At 62.3% G+C, this 18,906-nt stretch carries 11 protein-coding genes; 3 read left to right on the top strand and 8 right to left on the bottom strand.

Going from position 1 to position 18,906, the window contains the following annotated elements:
• The 7 genes from VF672_RS18220 to mnmC form a co-directional block, all read right to left on the bottom strand.
• A partial coding sequence (locus VF672_RS18220; RefSeq protein WP_331105949.1) for a GNAT family N-acetyltransferase occupies positions 1-742 on the bottom strand: 742 nt, incomplete at its 3' end.
• 3 nt (positions 743-745) lie between these two features.
• On the bottom strand, positions 746-2,518 hold the full coding sequence (locus tag VF672_RS18215) for an N-acetylglutaminylglutamine amidotransferase (RefSeq protein WP_331105948.1): 1,773 nt from the start codon (positions 2,516-2,518) through the stop codon (positions 746-748).
• 13 nt (positions 2,519-2,531) lie between these two features.
• Positions 2,532-2,711 carry an integrase gene (locus VF672_RS18210; protein WP_331105947.1) on the bottom strand — a complete coding sequence of 60 codons (180 nt, stop codon included), beginning with the start codon at positions 2,709-2,711 and terminating at the stop codon, positions 2,532-2,534.
• Between the two features lie 712 nt (positions 2,712-3,423).
• Positions 3,424-4,542, bottom strand: a complete 1,119-nt coding sequence (locus VF672_RS18205; RefSeq protein WP_331105946.1) for a lipocalin-like domain-containing protein — start codon at positions 4,540-4,542, stop codon at positions 3,424-3,426.
• Positions 4,532-7,012, bottom strand: coding sequence for an ABC transporter permease (locus VF672_RS18200; RefSeq protein ID WP_331105945.1), 2,481 nt, complete (start codon positions 7,010-7,012; stop codon positions 4,532-4,534). Before VF672_RS18200 ends, VF672_RS18205 begins: the two co-directional genes overlap by 11 nt.
• 1 nt (position 7,013) lies before the next feature.
• The gene (locus VF672_RS18195; RefSeq protein ID WP_331105944.1) at positions 7,014-7,682 is read right to left on the bottom strand and encodes an ABC transporter ATP-binding protein; all 669 of its coding nucleotides are present in this window, start codon (positions 7,680-7,682) and stop codon (positions 7,014-7,016) included.
• A 147-nt stretch (positions 7,683-7,829) separates the two neighbouring features.
• Entirely contained in the window at positions 7,830-9,806 is a 1,977-nt protein-coding gene (mnmC, locus tag VF672_RS18190; RefSeq protein ID WP_331105943.1) for a bifunctional tRNA (5-methylaminomethyl-2-thiouridine)(34)-methyltransferase MnmD/FAD-dependent 5-carboxymethylaminomethyl-2-thiouridine(34) oxidoreductase MnmC, read from the bottom strand.
• A 136-nt stretch (positions 9,807-9,942) separates the two neighbouring features.
• Here mnmC and VF672_RS18185 point away from each other — a divergent pair, with 136 nt between their 5' ends.
• Positions 9,943-14,247, top strand: a complete 4,305-nt coding sequence (locus VF672_RS18185; RefSeq protein ID WP_331105942.1) for an NEL-type E3 ubiquitin ligase domain-containing protein — start codon at positions 9,943-9,945, stop codon at positions 14,245-14,247.
• A 157-nt stretch (positions 14,248-14,404) separates the two neighbouring features.
• Complete coding sequence (pap, locus tag VF672_RS18180; protein ID WP_331105941.1) at positions 14,405-15,916, top strand: polyphosphate:AMP phosphotransferase; 1,512 nt, start codon at positions 14,405-14,407, stop codon at positions 15,914-15,916.
• A 61-nt stretch (positions 15,917-15,977) separates the two neighbouring features.
• Here pap and VF672_RS18175 read toward each other — a convergent pair whose 3' ends face one another.
• Entirely contained in the window at positions 15,978-16,565 is a 588-nt protein-coding gene (locus VF672_RS18175) for a YecA family protein (RefSeq protein ID WP_331105940.1), read from the bottom strand.
• Between the two features lie 210 nt (positions 16,566-16,775).
• Here VF672_RS18175 and recQ point away from each other — a divergent pair, with 210 nt between their 5' ends.
• On the top strand, positions 16,776-18,902 hold the full coding sequence (recQ, locus tag VF672_RS18170) for a DNA helicase RecQ (protein WP_331105939.1): 2,127 nt from the start codon (positions 16,776-16,778) through the stop codon (positions 18,900-18,902).
• The last annotated feature ends 4 nt before the right edge of the window (positions 18,903-18,906 follow it).

The following is an 18,906-nucleotide window of genomic DNA, read 5'->3' as shown; positions in this document are numbered from 1 at the left end:
GGTTGCGAAAGCCCAGCTTGGCGTAAAGGCTTTTCGCTTGCTGGTTGTCGTGCAGGACCGACAAATCCAGATAGGCCAGCCCGCGGCTCTGGAAATGTTCGATGAGATGCCGCACAAGAACTTCGCCAACGCCAGGCCGGGGGCACTGCGGGTCAACTGCCAGGCACCACAGGCTGCTGCCATTTTCGGGATCGTTGAAGGCCTTCTGGTGATTCAAGCCCATCACGCTGCCGATCACGGCATTGGTGGTCTCGTCTTCGGCAATCCAGTACACAGGGCCGCCCTGATGACGAGGGGTCAACAGGTCGGCGTCAATGGTCAGCATGCCACGAGCGATATAAAGGTTGTTGATCGCGGTCCAGTCAGAGGGGCTCTGCGCCCGACGAATTCTGAAGCCACGGAACACGCGCTGCGCAGGCCGGTAGTCGCTGAACCACAGCCGCAAGGTGTCCGACGGATCGAGGAACAGCTGTTGCGGCGACTGTGCCAACACCTGCTGCGGCGCCGCAACATACAGGGCAATATCGCGCTCGCCCTGTTTCTCGTTCAGCAAATCGTGCGCAAGGGTCGCCGGGTCCGGGTAGGTGTGGCCGATCAATAGCCGCCCCCAGCCGCAATGCAGCGCCAGCGGTTCTGTCTCCGGCGTGCTGCCATCCTCGGCGAGGCGGGCCTGCAAACGCTCGTACGACGGGGCCTGGCCGCGCAACAAACGCTGGTTATGAACGGAAGCGTTGGCTTTCATCGGTCAGAGCCCCTGTTCGCTGAGCCACAGGTTGAGCGCTGCGAGCTGCCACAGCTTGGAGCCGCGCAGTGGCGTCAATTGACCCTGAGGATCGGTCAGCAGTGTGTCGAGCATGACTGGGTTGAACAGGCCGCGGTCCTGGCTCGGATCGAGCAGCAGATCGCGCACCCAGTTCAGCGTATTACCTTCCAGATGCTTGAGGCCCGGCACCGGGAAATAACCTTTTTTGCGATCGATGACCTCGGACGGAATGACCAGACGCGCCGCTTCCTTGAGCACTTGCTTGCCGCCGTCCGGCAGTTTGAAGCGACCAGGCACGCGTGCCGAAAGCTCAACCAGTCGATAATCGAGGAACGGCGTGCGGGCCTCGAGGCCCCAGGCCATGGTCATGTTATCGACGCGTTTGACCGGGTCATCCACCAGCATGACCGTGCTGTCCAGTCGCAGGGCTTTGTCCACTGCCGCATCGGCACCGGGCATCGCGAAATGCTCACGCACAAAATCCCCCGCCGCGTCGTTTTCGGTCAGCCACTTCGGCGCAACGGTCTGGGTGTACTCGGTGTAACTGCGGTCGAAAAACGCATCGCGGTAGGCGGCGTAAGGATCGCTCGCGCCGTCCACTTGCGGGTACCAGTGGTAGCCGGCAAACAACTCGTCCGCACCCTGGCCGCTCTGAACCACTTTGCAATGCTTGGCCACTTCGCGGGACAACAGATAGAACGCGATGCAGTCGTGGCTGACCATCGGTTCGCTCATCGCACGGAAGGCGGCAGGCAGTTGCTCGATGATCTCGCTCTCCTGGATCCGTAGCTGATGGTGGTGGGTGCCGTAATGTTTGGCGATAAGGTCAGAATACTGGAACTCATCGCCACGCTCGCCACCTGCATCCTGGAAACCAATGGAGAAGGTCGACAGGTCCTTCACGCCGACTTCACGCAGCAGTCCCACCAACATGCTTGAGTCAACACCGCCAGACAGCAGCACACCGACGTCGACCGCGGCGCGTTGACGAATGGCGACGGCCTCACGTGTGCTGTCGAGGACTCGGTCGCGCCAGTCTTCAAGGGTCAGGTTCGCTTCGTCGGGACGCGGGCCGTACGGGAGGGTCCACCAGACTTTCTGCTCCACCTTGCCCTCGGCGCTGACGCGCATCCACGAAGCCGGCGGCAGCTTTTCGATGCCTGCCAGCAATGTGCGCGGCGCAGGCACCACGGCATGGAAGTTCAGGTAATGATTGAGCGCGATCGGGTCAAGCATCGGGCTGATATCGCCGCCTTTGAGCAGGGCGGGGAGAGACGAAGCAAAGCGCAGGCGCTTGTCGGTCTGCGACAGGTACAGCGGCTTCACCCCGAGACGGTCGCGAGCGATGAACAGGCTCCTGTTGTCCCGCTCCCAGATGGCGAAGGCAAACATGCCGTTGAGCTTGGGCAGCATGTCCGCGCCCCAGGCGTGATAGCCCTTGAGCAGCACTTCAGTATCGCCGCCGGAATGGAACGAGTAGCCAAGGCCTTCGAGTTCGGCGCGCAATTCCGGGAAGTTGTAAATCGCGCCGTTGAAGGCAAGAGACAGGCCCAAATGGCTGTCGATCATTGGCTGCGCCGAGCCGTCCGACAGGTCCATGATTTTCAATCGGCGGTGGCCTAGGGCAATCGGCCCCTGGCTGTGAAACCCCCACGCATCCGGGCCGCGAGCCGCGAGATGATGGGTAATGCGTTCTACTGCGGCGAGATCCGCAGGTTGGTTGTCAAAGCGTAGTTCGCCAGCTAATCCGCACATCTGTCCTAAACCCTTATGTTTCGGCGTGTTTGGCGTTACCGGGATTCTGCGCGTACCGTTTCGAACCGCATTCACGGCGGTCCGGCTTGTTCACTTCAGTCCAGTCTCTCAACGAACCGATCCACTTGGCGCACGTGGAAAGCAGTACCTGCACGCTGTGCCCGGTCTGCGCGGGGATGAATGCCGGGTTCATGCCGGACATCGGGCACATGACTGCGTGCGTGCGGTGCGGATGTACATCCTGCGCTGTTTAATCCCAAGCTTGCGCAGTGCACTCAGCCGGTAACGTTTTGGCCCTGGTGCGGAGCAAATGAACAGCTCTGATTCAAGCCCTTTGCCTTCGATGGCGGACACATCATCAGAGCGTGCTTCCGTCAGCAGCCTAGGTTTATCGATGCGTTCAATGCCGGATCGTTCAATAAACCTCGCGAGTGGCGCTCAGGCTGCTTGGGCGAGAGCGGGTTGACGCTTATTACGTTGCTATCTACGTTGCTATCTACGTTGCAATCGGACGGATGGGTCCTGACGGCGCGAACGATGGCGCGCTGGCCCACTCAGTGTAGTGAGGACAATCGTTTCCTCGCAGAGCAGGCGATGCAATGTGATTAACTCCGACAGGCTGTTTAAGTGGCATGCCCTCTGGCGCCTTTGTGACCAGGAGGTCATTTGTAAAACCTGCCACGCTGAGCAAGAGGAGTCCGAGGCCGAGCTTCCATTCGAGCATTCGAGGGCTTGCACGTTTGCCGTGTACGCGACATTTCCCTGGAAGGACTTGAATCGCATTACCACTGGATTCACCGGCTCGAAGGTCTGACGGTGAAACGGGTCGAAGCGAGTGCCGACCTCGAAGATTCAGCCCGGAGGCGTCCGGCAGCTGAAACTCGGCGGCACCTTGAGTGTTTTACTCAGTACCCCGTCATCTCCAGATACCCAACACCCTCATGGCTGCCGCTCAAGCTGACCGGTCCCTCCCAGTAGGGAATCTGCAGATTCATCCAGGCTTGGGCATTTAGCGCGTCAACGACGATATCGACTGCCTTGCCGGGTATTTTTACCGACCAGCGAGTCGGCATGTCGCGGCCTTCAACGTCAGTCGTGTCTTGCGCCCCCAGTTCGATGTCCTTTGCTGCCAGTTGCTCGGTGCTGCCATCCGCGTTGATCCATGTGCCGGTCAGGTACGGCTCGCCGTCCTTTTGCCGCATGCGGTAGAGCATGACTTCATCGCCATCCCCCAGGTGCAGCGAGAACCAGTCCCAGCCCGTCTGGTTTTCTGTCAGTGGCTGGCTGCTCCACTCGCGGTCCAGCCATGCGGGCCCGCTCACTTGATACGTTTTGCCGTCGATCTCGAGGCTGCCGTCCGCCTGAAAGAATGGCTGGCTGTAGTAATACGACGCCTGACCCTGCTCGGACTTCTGGCTGAAGCCCTCTCTGCCTTGCAATACCAGTGGCCTGGTGGCTTTCAGGTGCAGGCGATAGTTGAACTGCGGGCCGCTGGCCTGCAACTGCATGTCCGCCAACGGATCACCGTTGGCGGATTGACTGGAGAAGGACCAGTCGTCGATCCAGGCTGCAAAGGGCGCCAGTGTCACGCCGGCCTGCTGCACGCCGCCACGGGCATAGCGCTCCGCGGCAAAATGATCGCCCTGCGAGGTGACAGCCGCGTGGCCCATCCATAAATTGCGATTGCTCCAGCCCGCCCCGTCGCCCTGAAGTCCCTTCGCGCGTGGCAGGGCGTTGCGAAACAGCGTCCACTGCACGCCGAACGATTGGCCGTCAGCATCCTTGAGGTTGGCGGTGACGTACCACCACTCAATGCGGAAGTCATCGTGGGGGCCATGATCGTCCGGAAACACGAAGCGCTTGCCCGGTGTCACTTGCGCATAGTTCGAGGCGTCATCGGCCAGGCCTGCGAAACCCTTCTCTTCCTCGGGCTTGTCATCGCATGCGCTCAGCATCAGGCCGGAAAGCAGCAGCATGACCATCAGCAGGCGAGCGATTATCAGGGGCGGAGCCTTAACCTTCATTGGCAAACGTCCTCAGCAAATCGGCGGGGCGGGTGCGGTATAGACGATAGAGCGGCCATGCCGACGCCAGTAATGTGGCGAGCATCGCCAACAGGGTCAGGCGCAGCAACTGCATCGGGAACACCTGCAAAGGCAGGCGCCAACCGAACGCTTGAACGTTGATGACCGCATCCAGACACCACGCCAGCAGCAACCCTAATGGAATCGCCAGTACCAGCGTCAGCACCGCCAGTAGCCAGGTTTGCGCCAGATTGAGCAGCATCAGCTGCCGCCGCGTCACACCCAACGCCCATAACGGCGCGAGCTGCGCGAGACGACTCTGGCTCTGTGTGAGCAGACTGATGAACAGCGCCACCCCGGCGACCATCAGGGTGAGGCTGTTCAAGGCCGCAGTGGCGGCGAAGGTGCGTTCGAACACTTGTTGCGACCACGCCTTGAGCTGGATCTGGTCGACGATGCGGTTGTCGTCGATGGTGAATTTGTTGTGCAGCACGCGCAGCAGTTGCGGGATGGCCCGGGGGTCGATTCGCAGGTTGAAGCGGTTTGGCGTTAGCTGAGGCCAGTGCTGGAGCAAGTGATCGGCGTTGACCAGAATGTGGCCTTTGGGATTGCCGTAATCGGCGTAAATGCCGACCACTCGCAACGGCCACGGGCCGTCCGGAGCGGGCAGCCTTACTTCATCGCCAACGCTGACGTCCAGACGTCGGGCCAGCTGTTCGCTCAGCATCAGCGTCTGTCCCTGCGCCAGTTGCTTCCAGGCATCGCCGCTCGCCGATTCCAGCAGCGGCCAGTGCTGCCGGTAATGCGGATGATCGATCACCCCATACAGCTCCGCCGGCCAGCCGTGCAGTTGCAGCGAGACTTGCCAGTTCGGCAGCACGGCCGACGTCAACGGCTGCTGACTTAGCCATTGCTGCAGCGGCGCGGCTTGAGCCGGGTTTTGCGGATTGATGTACAGCTCGGCGCTGAGGCGCTGCTCCAGCCAATGGGTGAACGTCTGACGAAACCCGGACGTCATGCTGCCCGCGCCGATGTTCGCTGCCATTGCCAGCAACAAAGCCATCAGCGCCAGGCTCAGGGCTGGCAGTTGCTGGCGGCAGTCGGCGAGAAACCACTGACCCAGTACGGAACGGCTCCTGCCCAACAGGGCGTCGAGGAGCAGATTGAGCAGCACCGGCAGGCCCAGCGCCGCGCTTAACAGCAGGCTGGCCATCAACACGAAACCCAGCGCCAGGCTGTCGCCGAACAGCGCGGCCGACACTGCAATCAGTGCCGAAATCCCGGCCACGGCACCTTGGCGTCGAAGCCATTTGGCATGGGTGTCGTGCCACGCCTGTGCATTGGCGAGTGCCAGCAAAGGCAGGCGCGCGGCACGCAACAGGCTACTGGCCCCCGCGAGAAACGCGCCGAGCAGACTGACCGCCAAACCGCTCAGCCACCACCAGACGCTCAGATTCAGGTGCCCGGCGACTTCAGCACCGTACAGCCCGCGCAAACTTGCCGCGACATCGGGCAAGAGCGCACTCGCCAGCCAGTAGCCACTGATGACCCCGGCAATGCCGCCGAGCAACGCCAGCACGCCGAGCTCGACGACCAGACTCAACATCAGCCCGCGTGCGCTCACACCGCAGGCGCGCAAATTGCGCAGCAGGCCACGGCGCTGTTCCAGTGCCAGACCGATGGCCGCATGGACAATGAACAGCCCGACCACGAACGAAAGGAAGCCTAGCGCGTCGAGGTTCAAGTGAAAGCTCTCGGTCAGGCGGCCGAGGTCGTTGTCTTCGCCGCTTTTGCGCAGCACCAGCTCGCCGTTCAGCTCGGCAGGCAAGGCAGGGGCGCTGTCGGCAAAATCCTTTGGCAGTACCAGTCGCGAGATCTGATTGGGCTGGCTGAGCAGTTGCTGGGCAAAGCCAATGTCCATGAGCAACACGCCCGGCGCCATGTCCGTTTTCGCACGCAGCGGCGGCAGCGTTTTGCCGGAGTCGATGACCGGCTGCTGGCCCTCATGCAGCCCGAGCGCCGCGAGGGTCTGCGGCGAAACCCAGGTGGTGCCGGGAGGGGTGAAAAAATCGACGATCTGGGCGGTGTCCAGCGATTGACCGGCCAGCGCGGTATTCACCGGCAGCGAGACCGGCTCGATACCGAGCATGGTCAGGCGTTGCTCCGGGGCTTCCTTGAGGGTGACGCGACCGCGCAATGCAGGGGAGACGGGCCAGCCGGCACGGCGCAGGCTGACGAACAAGTCTTGTGAGAAGTTGGCGCCGTTGGGGGAAACGAGGATCTTCTGCGGCTCGCCGCCGATCATCTGGCTGGCCTTGGCATAGCTTTCGCGCGCCTGACTGTTCAAGGCCTGCACGCCGGTTAACAGGCTGGTCGCCAGCCAAAGCCCGGTCAGCACACTGAAGAATTGCACGGGATGCCGCCGCCAGTGGCTCAGCAGTGCCTTCAAAGTCCAGTAAAAGACGGTCATCTCAGCGCTCGCTTTCGCTGACCAGACGACCCAGATGCAACACGGCCTGACGCTGCAATCGCGCCGCCACCCTGGGGCTGTGGGTCACCATCAACAGGCTGGTGCTGCTGTCGGCAAGAAGGTCGAGCAGCAGTTGCAGCACTTCATCGCTGGTGGCTTCGTCGAGGTTGCCCGTGGGCTCGTCCGCCAGCAGCAGAGCGGGGCGCGAAGCAAGGGCGCGGCCAATCGCAACGCGCTGTTGCTGGCCGCCTGACAATTGCTCGGGGTAGCGTTTGAGCAGCGCACCCAAGCCCAGCCTCTCTGTGAGTTCGGCCTGCCATTCAGGCATGAAGCGCCCGGCCAGACGGGCCTGAAAGGCGAGGTTGTCTTCAACCTTGAGGCTGCCGATAAGGTTGAACTGCTGAAACACCAGACCGATTTCCGTGCGCCGCCAGTTGGCCAGTTGCGCCTCGTTCATCTGCTCCAGACGCTGGCCGGCCACCTCGATGCTGCCCTGGTCCAACTGGTCCAGCCCGGCCACCAGGTGCAGCAACGTGCTTTTGCCGCTGCCCGACTCGCCCATCAATGCCAGACTGCCGCCCTTGTCCAGGTGCAAATCCGCGCCACGTAAAACGGCCAGTGGGCCTTGTGCCGTGGCATAGCTCTTGAACACACCCTGGACTTGCAGCATCGACACGCACCTGATGAGAGGGATGGGCTGGAGGATAACGGTTTGGCCGGAGCCTATGTAACTGGCGAGACAGTGGATCTTGCGCAGGACCAAGAAGTTGCGTCGAATCGCGGCGCTGCGGTCTTTTAGCCCGTTGCCGCAAGCTGCTTACTTCCCGCGAATCAATTCTCGCAATGCGAACCGGTTGGGGTGACAGGCTTCTGCCACGCTTCGCGGCAGGGGCAGCGGTTCGTCGTCCAGCCAGGCGGCGATCAGCTCGCCGGACAGCGGCGCAGTGATCAGACCCCGTGAGCCATGCCCGCTGTTGACGTACACGCCGTCGAGCCAGGGGCATTCGGTATCCGGGGTCTGACGCGCGTCTTTGCGCAGCACGCCGTATGCCTCAACGAACGCAGTGCGGTCAGCCAGCGGTCCGACGATGGGCAGGTAGTCCGGGCTGGTGCAGCGAAACGCGGCGCGACCCTGCAGGTCCTCGGCAGGCAGCTCATGGGTGTTGAGCCGCTCACCAAGGTCCTCGGAGATTTCCTGTAGCAGCTCAAGGTTGCCGACATGTTCGGCCATGCTCGGCGTCAGGTCATCACTGTTGAAAGCGAAGCTTGCGCCCAACGTGTGTTCGCCGCCACGCGCGGGGGCCACGTAACCCTCGGCGCAGATAACCGTTGCCAACGCACGGCTTTCCGGGGTTTCAGCCAATCGGGTGATTTGCCCGCGAATGCGCTTGAGCGGTAATTGCGCGCTGGCTGGAAAGCGTTTGATCTCGGCTGCGCCCGCCAACACGACAACCGACGCCGAGGCCAACAGCCGCTCGCCATCCCACGCTTGCCATAGCGCGCCGTCGCGCCGGAGTTCGACCACGTCGTGGTGGGTCAACAGATCAATGTTGCTCATGTCTGCCTGAACGCGACACAACGCGGGCGGATTCACCCAGCCACCCTGCGGATAAAAAAGGCCGCCGCTCTTCAATGCGACGCCCGCACGGGCCTGCGCATCGGCCCGGTCCAGCACGTGCAGCAGGTCCTCGGGGAACGCAGCGGCCAGTTTCGCCTGCCGCTCTTGCTCTTTCTCATCGAAAGCCAGTTGCAGCACACCGCAATCGTCCCAGTCGGTGCCCCGTTGCAGGCGCTCCAGCAGGCGTCGGGTGTAACCAAAACCGCTCAGGATCAACTGCGACAGGGCGGTGCCATGGGCGGATAGTTTCAGGTACAGCACACCCTGCGGGTTGCCCGACGCTTCCTGCGCCAGATCCCCATGGCGTTCCAGCAGGCTGACCTGCCAGCCGCGCGCCGCCAGGCTCCCCGCCGTGGCGCACCCGGCCAGCCCGGCGCCAATCACCAACGCCGAGCGAGGACCTTCCAGTGAACGAGGCCGGGCAAACCAGGGCTTGGCGCGCTGGGGCGCTGCCAGGTCGTCAGGCCAGCCGACGAAGCGGCCTTTGAGCACCTCCCATTTATGACCGATGCCCGGCACGCGCTTCATTTTGAAACCTGCCGCGTTCAGTGCCCGGCGCACCCAGCCGGTGCTGGTAAAGGTGCCGATGGTCGAGCCTGGGGCCGCCAGCCGCGCCAGCTCGGCGAACAGCTCGGGCGTCCACATTTCCGGGTTTTTTGCGGGTGCGAAACCGTCCAGGAACCAGGCGTCGATCTTCCCGTCGAGCTGCGGCAGCATGTCCAGCGCATCGCCGATCAGCAAGGTCAGGGTGACCCTGCCGCCTTCGAACACCCACCGCTGGAAACCCGAGTGGACCGCAACGTACTGACCGAGCAACTGATTGGCAAACACTTGGAGTTCGGGCCACAAGCCCAGTGCCCGCTCCAGGTCGGTGCGGCTTAGCGGGTATTTTTCGACGCTGACGAAATGCAGCCGGGCGCCTGCCACGGCGCTGGCGTTGAACAGCTGCCAGGCACACAGAAAGTTGAGCCCGGTGCCAAACCCGGTTTCGCCGACCACCAGCCGATCGCCGGCGGGCAAGGCGGCGAAGCGCTCGGGCAATTCGTTCTGGGTCAGGAATACGTGGCGGGTTTCGTCCAGTCCCGATTGATTCGAGAAATAAACGTCGGCGAACACCCGTGAATGCGGATTGCCGTTTTCGTCCCAGTCGATCTGGGCGTGTTCGGTGCTGGTCATGTTTGGCTCGGGGCGGGCAAGGTGGCGATTTTACTCCAGCGTCCGGGGCGCCGTGCACTACATATGTATGCCAGTTTGCGGACCCATTCCTGTTTATCTAGGCGCCTTTGATCACACGCAAAAACAAGGACGTAAGATGAACACCGCCAGTCAGGCATTCACTGCTGCATTCATTCAAAACACGCTGCCTCAATGGTTCATCCAGGCGACGCCGGCCATGCGCGATGCCCTGCGCCAAGACATGACCCGCGCCCAGGCGGCCCGGGAAAACCTCAGCCAGATTCTCCAGCGTATCCAGGACGTGCCGACATTCGGCAGGCCATTGCTAACCCAGGCCCTCGACGTCGAGTTCGGGCCGGGTCTCAACGTGGACCGCGACCAATTCTTTCACGCCAGATTCGAGCGTGACCGACTGACGGGACGGGCCGTACCGCAGGGTTCCAGCACGCGTTCGCTGCTCGCGGCTGCCCTGCAGAACTTCGAAGAGACCGAGGTCGGAGAGGCCGGGCGTGAAAGCTCGTCGGCCATCGTTCGCGGCAACCCAGACGATTCAACTGCACAGGTCAGTGCGGATCCTTTGTACGTACCTCCCGCTCGATTCATCGAACTGTGTCGTCGGCTGGACCTGGGCGGCCAGTACCAACGGCATTTGCGACAGGTGTTGCACCCCGTGGCGCGGCCCGATGTCCCCGGTAGCCTGGACAGTCATGACATCAAGGCGCGCATCATTGAACACGCACGTCTGACCCTGCGGGTCGATTGCCATATCGCGCGCCTCAAGGGAGCAATCGATGAAGCTCACTATCAAGCGTTACTGAGCATCGACGTCCATGGCCCGGCAGACTCGATATCTACCTTGCAATTGCTCGGCTGCAAATTGCGCGGTGCGTGGGTGTTCATGTCCGGCGAGCAGGCAGGCTGCACGGTGTATATGCGCGGTGAGCCCGATAACGCGGTCCAGTCCTATGCCTCACTGCAACAGTTCACCGAGGCGCTGCGGACCAAACTGCGCGCCGAGGCGTACCAGCGCTACTTCGACCGTTTCATTCCCCAGCGCAGCAAGGCGGCATTCTTCAAACGGTTGCATGAGCGTCTGGCGCCCCAGGTACTGCACAGCCTCGCCCGCGGCAAAGGCTTTCACCGTCAACTCATCAGCGTTGCCGAAGAGGACCAGACGGCTTTTCTCGATCTGCAAGCCATTGGCCTGGGCGGCTCGCTGGGGGATATGGTTTACCTTCAGCAGATGCTGCGAATAAAAGACGATGCGCGCGTGCTGGCGGTCCCTACCGACGATGAGAACCGGAAAACCCGCGAGCAGCGCCTGGCAGAGTGGCTGGATTACGGCATGGATGCCCTGAACATTGCCGCGATGTTCGTCCCTGGTCTGGGCGAAACCATGATGCTGGTTGCAGGCGCACAGATGCTCGACGACACCTTCGAGGGCGTGGAAGCGTGGCGCCACGGCGACATGGACGAAGCGCTGGCGCACCTGGGAGACGTGGCGAAGAACCTGGCGTTGATGGGCGCCCTGGGTGCCGCAGGCGCGGTCACGAGCAAGATGGCAGCAGAAATCCCACCGTCCCAGCCGCCGTCCTTCTTCAAGCGCAGCGTGCTCGCACGGGATGCCACCGGGCGTGTGCGACTGACGGAGGTCGGCGCCGCGCTGCGACGTCTGCACCCCGAACTGGCGGAAATCGATGATAGGTCCGTTACCCGCGTCATGGCCGTCAGCGGCGTTGACGAGGCGCGTCTGGCGTCGCTGCACATCGGCGGAGAACCCGCGCCGGCAGCGCTGCTCGACACGGCAAAGCGGTTTCGACTGAGTCGGCAGGCGGCAGACTCCGCCCAGGCATTCGACGCGGCCTACCGCACGAGCGAGCAGTCCGGTGACCCGCTGATCGCGCTGCTCAGGCGTGATTTCCCGTCCCTGACCCTGGCCGCTGGCCAGTCGCTGATCACTGAAGCCAGTGCCGAGCAAAGGCTCGCCATGGTGGAAACCCAGCGCATCCCGCTCGAGGTGGCTGGGAAGGTCCGTGAGCATGTGCGCCAAACCCGCATGAACCGCGCCCTCGAAGGTTTTTTCCTGACCCCCGGCACCGCCAACGGTGACCTTCAACGCCTGACACTGCGCAGCCTCGGTACGTTTCAGGGATGGCCCGCTGACCTGCGGATTGAAATCCGGGACGGCATCGCCACCGGGCCCCTGCTAGACAGCATCGGATCAGAAGACGCCGGGCAACGACGGGTATTGATCAAGGGTGACAAGGGTTTTCAGGTGGACGGCGCCGAAAAGCCAGCGAATAAAGGCAGCCTGTTTTCTTCGCTGTTGCGCGCGCTGCCCGAGGAGAGTCGTCAGGCCATGGGTTTCAGCGACACCGACGCCGACGTGCGGGCGCTTAAACGTCGTGTCTTCCACTGGGTCCGATCGCAGCCGAAGTGGGCCGCCGAGCAACTGGGGCAGTGGACATTGCCGCCGACATTCAGCCCGCCGCAGCGCTTTTTGGACGGTCGCATCGGTTATCCACTCAGCGGCCGCGGGGCAGGGTTGCCGGTCGCTGACAGCCCGATTCAACAGCAACTGCTTCAGGCGATGACGCACTTGTATCCGGAGAGCGTGGACGTGGCGGAGCAGGTGCGCAGCATGGCGCAGCGCGGGCGATCACTGGACCAGCTGCTGATCGCAACGCAGACCCGTACCCTGGCGTATGATCAGCTGCACGTCAGCCTGATCGCCTGGGCGGAAGCGGACGACATGAGCGTCCTGCTGAACGAGGGCGAACGTCTGGCACGGCGCCGAGTCGCCAACGCCCTGGGTCGGGCGTGGCGTTACAGCCATGGCGCCGCACCTCGCGGTTCGCGCTGGCTGACCCTTGAATACCTCAGCGTGCCGACGCTGCCCCCATTGCCGCACTTCTACGCAGACATCACCCAGATCGATCTCGTTAACGTGCAGTTCGATACCGCCGGGGCCAACGCATTAATGGCTAACTTCCCCAACGTCACCCATCTGAACGTGCGCGGCAGCCTGACCGAAATCCCGGAGGTGCTGCCCCAACTGCAGCGGCTGGGGCATCTGTCGCTGGAAAACATGCCATGGACATTCGGGCAGCCCGCGATGGATCGAGTGATGGACATCCCGGCGCTTGATTCCCTGAGTCTGGCGGGCACCTACCTCGGCGACCTGAACGACACCAGTCGCCTGAGCCTGTCGATGCTGTGGATCAATAACACGGGGCTCTCCGAATGGCCGCAATGGGCTCATTCTTTGGGCCTTCGAGAATTGGATATCAGTGACAATCACATCACCGAGGTCCCCGCCGAGGTCATCGAAAACCCGACGGATCATGACCGCCACACATTGATCTACGCCTACAACAACCCTCTCTCACACCAGTCGCTGGAAGATTACTGGCGCAACGACACCGGGTACGGGCATCGCTATCAACTCGATTACGACTTTCCCGAGGACATTCGTGAGATCCCGGTGGAAGGCGCGCCGATGGACACCGACTCCGAATCATCGGACGACGAAGGCGAACCCCATGCTCACCGCGCCGGTTCAAGCAGAGGGGTTCCCGTGCCCTCGGTACAGCTGTGGCTGCGCCCGGGTGAAGAGGCGCTCAATCAGCGGCTGCTGGAAGCCTGGGCGCAGGTGGAGCAGGCGGCCGACGCGCCCCATCTGCTGATGCTGTTGCAGCGCTTGAGGGAAACCGCCGACTTCCGCCAGTTCCATGCTGAACTCGCCAGCGACGTTTTGAACGTGCTGGCAACCGCTGCGCAAGACACCACGTTACGCGGCCAGCTTGATGTCATGGCCAATGACCGACTGTTTGGCGCGAACCAGACCTGCCAGGACGGTGCGCGGCTTATTTTCAGTGACGTCCAGGTCGCGGTGTACAGCCATGAGTCGCTGCGTGGCGTTGCGGAATCCCAACGCACGGAAGGAATGTTCCGCGTCATTCGCCAGCTCTTTCGGCTGAACGAAGTCCAGGCGATTGCCGACGCCGAGATTGCGCGGCGGGAAAGCCTGGGCATGGCGCTGGATCACGCCGAGGTCCGGCTGGCGTACCGCATTGGGCTGGCGGACGATCTCGGCCTGCCCGGTCAGCCCCATCGCATGGTCTGGGCACGACTTGCCGCGGTGGATCGCGGCGCGCTGCTGGACGCTCGACGCCGCGTGCTCGAAGCCGAGCGCGGGCCCGCCTTGTTGCAGTTTGCGGTGAATGATCAGCAATGGAATGCCCGGTTGCGAGCCGAGCATCAGGGAGGTCTGGAAATGGCGACCGCGTCGGTGCGCGACCGCATGGCCGCCCTGGAAGAGCATCCGCCAACCGATCCGGACGAGTATCACCGACGAGGCCTGGCACTCATGGCGGAGCGCGATGCCGCTGAAGCATTGATGCTCAGCCAATTGACGGATTTGTACCGCGCGGGCTGGTAGCGCTGAGCGAGGTGGCCGCGTCGTAACCGCGTCGTGGCGCCACCGCGTGTAGCGGCAAGCGAATGTTTTCCGAACCAGTGATCCATCGCAGCGGTTGGCGGTCATAACCTGCATCACGCCGCCTGCTAGTCTTGAGCGATTCTGAAGGGAGCCCTGCATGTTCGAATCCGCTGAAATCGGCCACACCATCGACGACGAAACCTACGACGCTGAAGTCCCCGCACTGCGTGAAGCGCTGCTGGAGGCCCAGTACGAACTGCATGAGCAAGGCAAGCGCCAGATCATCGTGCTGATCAACGGCATCGAAGGCGCCGGTAAGGGCGAAACCGTCAAGCTGCTCAACGACTGGATGGACCCGCGCTACATAGAAGTGCGGACGTTCGACCAGCAAACCGACGAAGAACTGGCCCATCCTCCGGTGTGGCGCTACTGGCGCCAGTTGCCGCCGAAGGGCCGGATCGGGGTGTTTTTCGGCAACTGGTACAGCCAGATGATTCAGGGCCGGGTGCATAAGCAGTTCAAGGACCCGGTGCTGGATCAGGCTATCAACGGGGCCGAGCGCCTTGAAAAGATGCTGGTGGACGAGGGCGCGGTGATTTTCAAGTTCTGGTTTCACCTGTCCAAGCGTCAGATGAAGCAGCGGCTCAAAACCCTCAAGGATGACCCGCTGCACAGTTGGCGGATCAGCCCCCTGGACTGGCAGCAGTCCAGAACGTACGACCGGTTCGTGCGTTTTGGCGAGCGCGTGCTGCGCCGGACCAGTCGCGACTATGCGCCCTGGCATGTCATCGAAGGCGTGGACCCTAACTACCGCAGTCTGACCGTCGGCCGCCTGGTGCTTGAAGGCTTGCAGAACGCTCTGAAAACCGCCGAAGGGCAGACCCATCTGGTCGGCCTCGGTCCCCTGCCCAACAACAGCGGCGAACTGAGTCTGCTCGACAACCTCGACATGAACCTGGCGCTTGAGAAAGACGACTACGAGGAGCAACTGATCGCTGAGCAGGCGCGGCTTTCCGGTCTCATGCGCGATAAACGCATGCGCCGTCATGCCTTGGTGGCGGTGTTCGAAGGCAACGATGCGGCGGGCAAGGGCGGTGCGATCAAACGGGTGGCCGGAGCCCTCGATCCGAGGCAGTACCACATCGTGCCGGTCGCCGCGCCCAGTCAGGATGAGTTGGCTCAGCCGTATTTGTGGCGCTTCTGGCGGCAGATTCCCGCGCGGGGCAAATTCACGGTGTTTGACCGTTCATGGTACGGGCGCGTGCTGGTCGAGCGGGTCGAAGGCTTCTGTTCCGAGGCGGACTGGCTGCGGGCGTACAGCGAGATCAACGACTTCGAAGAGCAGCTCACGGACTTTGGCATCGTGGTGGTGAAGTTCTGGCTGGCGATCGACGACAAGACCCAGCTGGAGCGTTTTCAAGCGCGGGAGAAGGTGCCATTCAAACGCCACAAAATCACTGAGGATGACTGGCGCAATCGCAGCAAGTGGCCGCAGTACCGCGAAGCAGTGGGCGACATGGTTGACCGCACCAGTACTGAAATTGCGCCGTGGACGCTGGTGGAAGCCAACGACAAACGCTGGGCGCGGATCAAGGTGCTGCGCACAATCAACGAAGCGATCGAGGCGGCATTCAGGAAAAGTGACAAGGAGCACAAAAAGCACAAGTAGCGCAGAAGGGCGTACGAGCCGGAGTCGGCTCGTACGCCCCCTTTAGCAGGGGACGGTGGTCTTAGTGATGGCGAGGCTTGAGGATCGCCGGCTTTTCATCCGGTGCCTGCAGCAGCAGATACAAAGCGGTCAGGGCTTCCGGGATCTGTACGATCATGTCGTCCATCAGGTTGGCGTCGGCGGCGATGTCGGCAAATTCTGGCTGTTCGTCGAACAGACCCGAACCCACCATGATTGGCAGCAGCATTTCGCTGACTTCTTCTTCGTCGTTCTCGAACCAGGCCGACTCGCGCAGGAACACGCCTTCCATGAAGCCGATGCACCAGCCGCGCAGCTCGGAGTCATCGGGGTCATCGCCCAGGTCCAGGTCGCAGGGCAATTCGAACTCTTCGTCCGACGCAAGCTGGCGAGCGATGTGTGCCTTAAGGGCAATCAGGGTGGTTTCGATTTCCTGATGCTGGGCTTCGTCGGTGTAGTGCGGGGGCTCGGCGAACAGGGCGTCGATCCACTCGCGATCCGGCACGCTTTCAGCGCAGATGGACAGCGCGGTCAGATAGCCGTGAGCGGCTACATAGTCCAGCGCTTCGTCATGCAGCTCATCGGCATCGAGGAAGGCTTGCAGGCGGTGTAATTGCTCAGCGAAGGACATTGACGGACTACCTTGGGAATAAACGATGCTGAATTCTAGGCCCTGAGGGCGCCCGGCGCCAGCGGCGAGGCCACTGGAATCGGTATTCCGGTTAATTTCGACCGCCGGTGTCACCGCTGTCCAATCTCTCGGAGCGGTCCGGTATACTGCCGCGCTTTGCGATTTCCACAGCGATTCTCGACCGCTGTTGCGGCACCATCCGGGGTATTTATGCTCGACCAGGCTCAACGCGTACTTAAAGACATCTTCGGCTACGACAGCTTCCGTGGTCGCCAGGGTGCCATTATCGAGCGCGTGGCCAGTGGCGGTGATGCGTTGGTGCTGATGCCCACCGGCGGCGGCAAATCGCTGTGTTTCCAGGTGCCGGGCCTGTTGCGCGACGGCCTCGCAGTGGTGGTGTCGCCACTGATTGCGTTGATGGACGATCAGGTGGCAACGCTCGAAGAACTCGGCGTCTCGGCTGCCGCGTTGAACTCGACGCTGAGCGCCGAGCAGCAGCGCGACCTCGCCAACCGCATTCGTCTGGGCGAAATCAAGATGCTGTACCTGGCGCCAGAACGTCTGGTCCAGCCGCGCATGCTGTCGTTCTTGCAGAACCTCAAGATTGCCCTGTTCGCCATCGACGAGGCCCATTGCGTCTCCCAGTGGGGGCACGATTTCCGTCCCGAATACCTGCAGCTGGGGCAACTGGCCGAGCTGTTTCCGGACGTGCCGCGCATCGCCCTGACCGCAACGGCCGACAAGCGCACCCGCGAAGAGATTGTCGAGCGTTTGCATCTGCAGAACGCCGAGCGCTTCCTGTCGAGCTTTGACCGCCCGAATATTTTCTACCGCATCGTGCCCAAGGAACAGCCGCGCAAGCAATTGCTGGCGTTCTTGTCCGAGCGGCGCAGCGACGCAGGCATTGTTTATTGCCTGTCACGCAAAAAGGTCGAAGAAACCGCCGCGTTCCTCAGCGACAACGGCTATCCGGCACTGCCGTACCACGCAGGGTTGCCCATCGAGACACGCTCCGGCAACCAGCGGCGTTTCCTTAATGAGGAAGGGCTGATCATGGTCGCCACGATCGCCTTCGGCATGGGCATCGACAAACCCAACGTGCGGTTCGTTGCGCACATGGACCTGCCTAAATCGCTGGAAGCCTATTACCAGGAGACCGGCCGGGCAGGGCGCGACGGTTTGCCCGCCGATGCTTGGATGGCCTACGGGCTGCAAGACGTGCTGATGCTCAAGCAAATGCTGCAGAACTCCGAAGGCGACGAGCGCCATAAGCGCGTCGAGCAGCACAAGCTCGACGCGATGCTGGCGTTGTGCGAGGAGACCCGCTGCCGGCGCCAGTCGCTGCTCGCCTACTTTGACGAAATCATGCCCAACCCCTGTGGGCATTGTGACAATTGCGTCGATGGCGTGCAGACCTGGGACGCCACCGAACCGGCCAGGCAGGCGCTTTCAGCGATCTATCGGACCGGCCAGCGCTACGGCGTGGGTCATCTGGTCGACGTGTTGCTGGGTAAGGACAACGACAAGGTGCAGAGCTTCGGTCATCAGAAGCTGGCGGTATTCGGTGTCGGCAAGAGCCGCAGCGAAGGGGAATGGCGCTCGCTGTTCCGGCAGTTGGTGGCGCGCGGCTTGGCCGATATTGATCTCGAAGGGTACGGCGGCTTGCGCCTGAGTGACAGCTGCCGGCCGCTGTTGCGCGGCGAAGTCACCTTGCAGCTGCGCCGTGACCTGAAACCGCAAACCACGGCGAAAGCCTCCGGTAGCCCGGCGAGCCAACTGGTGCGCGGCGAAGAGCGCGAACAGTGGGAAGCACTGCGCGCACTTCGGCGCAAGCTGGCGGAAGAACATGGCGTGCCGCCTTACGTCATCTTCCCGGATTCGACCCTGCTCGAAATGCTGCGCAGCCAACCTGGGACGATGGCGGAAATGGGTCGGGTCAGCGGTGTGGGCGCACGCAAGCTCGAACGCTACGGCGAGGCATTTCTGGAGGTGCTCGGCGGCGCCGCACCGGCGCCTCGCGTGGTGACCGATGTGCGGCATGAGCTGATCAGTCTGGCCCGCGCCGGCATGACGCCCATGCAAATCGCCGGGCAACTGCAATGCTCGGAGAAAAACGTCTACACGATGCTCGCCGAAGCGATCGGCAAACAGCAGCTCTCACTGGAGCAGGCCCTGGACCTGCCCGAAGAACTCATGACCGAGATACAGGACGCGTTCCTTGACGGCGAGGGCGAACTGCCGCCGGTTGCTGCCATTGCAGAACTGTTCACCGGTCGCGTGCCCGAAGGCGTGCTGTATTGCGTGCGCGCGGCGTTGCAGTCGGAGTTTGAAGTGTAAGGAG

The sequence above is a fragment of the Pseudomonas sp. genome, from assembly GCF_036387035.1.
Classification (GTDB): domain Bacteria; phylum Pseudomonadota; class Gammaproteobacteria; order Pseudomonadales; family Pseudomonadaceae; genus Aquipseudomonas.
Note: the sequence above shows the minus strand (reverse complement) of the source record. Positions and strands in the feature narration are given on the sequence as shown.